Annotated in this window: 1 protein-coding gene; it reads left to right on the top strand. The window is 72.5% G+C overall.

Annotated elements, in window-relative coordinates; translation table 11 throughout:
* A partial coding sequence (locus BN4575_RS22805; protein WP_141689910.1) for a lytic transglycosylase domain-containing protein occupies positions 1 to 473 on the top strand: 473 nt, incomplete at both ends.

The raw sequence follows: 473 nt of genomic DNA, 5'->3' as shown, positions 1-473 counted from the left end.
CACTACCCGGTCGGGCGCTGGCGCGCCGCCTGGGAGCTCGCCTACCCGCGCCCGTTCGCCGCCATCGTCGCCGCCGAGACGAAGCGCAGCGGGATCCCCGAGGCCCTCGCCTACGCGATCATGCGCGAGGAGTCGGCCTTCGACCCGAAGGTGGCCTCGCACGCGCAGGCGTACGGGCTGATGCAGCTCATCGTGCCGACCGCGAAGCGCATGGCCAAGCCGCTCGGGCTGCCCTGGAGCGCCGAGGCGCTGAGGCGCCCCGAGGTCAACGTCGCGCTCGGCTGCCGCTTCCTCTCGGTGCTGCGCAACCAGTTCTCGGACAACCCGCTGCTGGCGATCCCCGCCTACAACGCGGGCGGCGGCGCGCCGAAGCGGTGGATCGCGGAGCGGCCGTCGCAGAGCTTCGACCTGTGGGTCGAGCGCATCCCGTACGAGGAGACCCGGCTCTACACGAAGCGCGTGCTCACGAGCCT

It is taken from the genome of Aeromonas sp. EERV15 (assembly GCF_900079845.1).
Lineage (GTDB): Bacteria > Pseudomonadota > Gammaproteobacteria > Enterobacterales > Aeromonadaceae > Aeromonas > Aeromonas sobria.
The sequence above is the reverse complement of the archived record's forward strand: the minus strand, read 5'-3'. Positions and strand labels throughout refer to the sequence as shown.